Source organism: Bisgaardia hudsonensis, from assembly GCF_004345785.1.
Taxonomy (GTDB): domain Bacteria; phylum Pseudomonadota; class Gammaproteobacteria; order Enterobacterales; family Pasteurellaceae; genus Bisgaardia; species Bisgaardia hudsonensis.
Map to the genome: position 1 here is coordinate 1 of NZ_SLXI01000018.1, position 2,144 is coordinate 2,144.

Here is a 2,144-nt window from a genome sequence, read left to right on the forward strand (position 1 = left end):
AATGCAGAAAATATCGCATTATTATCAGGCAATAATATAGAAGCCAAAGGGGTGGAAATTGTAGCAGATAAAAATATTGATATAGTGGCAAAAAATAATATCAATATAGAAGCAGATACAAATTACGACAAAGCCACGCACTTTGAGAAGAAAACAAAATCAGGTATTTTCTCAGGAGGCGGATTAGGGTTTACCATTGGTAAACGCTCAGAAACGCATCATTCAGAAGCCGAAGGCTGGACACAGTCCGATGCTCGTTCTGTTGTGGGTTCATTGTCAGGTGATGTAAATATCAAAGCAGGAAACGAAGTTAAGGTATTGGGTTCAGATTTAATCGCTAATCGAGAAAACAACAATAAGATTAATGTTGAAGCAAAGAAAATCAAAGTTGAAGCGGGGAAAGATGTGTTTGAAAGTACGGAGAAACACGAGTTTAAACAATCAGGTTTAACCATCGCCCTTTCAACCCCCGTAACGGATATGGCATTTAAGGCTCAAGAGAGTTTAAAACGAAGCCAACAAGTGAAGAGTGAAAAGCTGGCTAATCTTTATAAAGTGAAAGCGGCGAATGAATTATATCTAGCTTCACAAAGTATTGATGAAGTAAAAGATACGATTGATGCTATAAGTGATAGTACTAAGGCAATGAAAGAGGGCGATGTTTCTAACCCAAGTATTAAAGTCTCTATTAGCGTAGGTGCACAGAAATCTACGCAAGAAAGCAACACAAAACAGGTGATTCATTCAGGCTCAGAATTAAGTGCGGGGAATCTACATCTTAAGACAACAGAGGGGGATATTGATATTCTCGGCTCAACCCTTTCAGCTAATCAAATCAATCTCAACAGTGCAAATAATCTTAATGTTGAATCAGTGCAAGACACTTACACTAACCGTTCTAGCAATAAAAACGCAGGGGGAAGTATTGGTGTGTTTGTAGGAATGAGTGGCAATAGCGTTGGATTAGGCATAGAGGGTTCAGTACAAGCAGGTAAGGGCAAAGAAAATAGCGATAGCATTACTCAAAAGAACAGCCATATTAATGGTCAAGCCGTTTCTATTGAAACCATTAAAGATGCTAACTTTAAAGGAGCGGTAGTGAATGCAGATAAGCTTGAGGCGACTATAGGTAATAATCTTAATATAGAAAGCCGTCAAGACAGCAACCATTATGATTCAAAACAAGTACAAGCCAATGCAGGTTTTAGTGTTGCTATTTATGGTTCAGGCTCAAATGTTTCAGCGAGTGCGAGCTTAAATAAAGCAAAACTGAATTATGCTCAAGTAGAAGAGCAAAGTGGCTTTAATGTAGGTGAGGGTGGAATGAATGTGAATGTTAAGCATAACACTCACTTAAAAGGCGGACTTATCCAATCAAAAGCCGAAGCGGATAAAAACTACTTTACCACTAATAGCTTAACGACAGAGGATATAACAAACCATTCAGAAGTGAAAGTCCAATCGGTAAGTGGTGGTTTCTCTACTGGCAATATGATGCAAAATGTGGCTCATGGGTTAGGAGCGGCAGCTAGTGCTTTAGGCAACAAAAACGACAGTCAAGAAACGACCACACAAAGTGCTATAGGAAACAACATCAACCTCACTACAAAAACAGGGGAAATACCGACCGCCCTTTCAAGGGATACCGAAAACGCTAACCAAAAAGTGGGCAGTTATGACCTTGAAGAGATTAAAGAGCAACAGGAAGCAGCCCGAGTAGGCGGTGAGTTAGCGGCAAGCCTTGTAGGTGATTTAGCTAAAAAAATGGAATGGAAAGATGGTAGCCCACAAAAAGTAGCGTTACACGCTGTAGCAGGTTTCTTAGTCGCAAAAGCGAGCGGTGGTAATGGTTTAGTGGGAGCAGGTAGTGGAGCAGTGTCTGAATGGATTAATACAGAAGTAGCGGACTACTTAAAAGCCAATCATACTAACTTAACGGAAGATGACCGCAAAGTTATTCAACAAATTTCAGCACTAGGTTTGGGCGCTGTAGTTGGAGCAGTTGGCGGAGCGAGTTCAGAAAGCATAAAACAAGGTGCTTTAACGAGTTTTAATGCAGAGAAATTTAACCGTCAATTACATCCAAATGAAATAGAATGGATTAAGGAAAATGCAAAACGTTTTGCTGAACAAGAAGGGATAAG

General features: G+C 39.9%; 1 protein-coding gene. It reads left to right on the plus strand.

The genetic code is table 11. From position 1 onward, the window contains the following. The coding region (locus EV697_RS09745; protein ID WP_207904103.1) for a hemagglutinin repeat-containing protein at positions 1-2,144 on the plus strand (2,144 nt) is incomplete at both ends.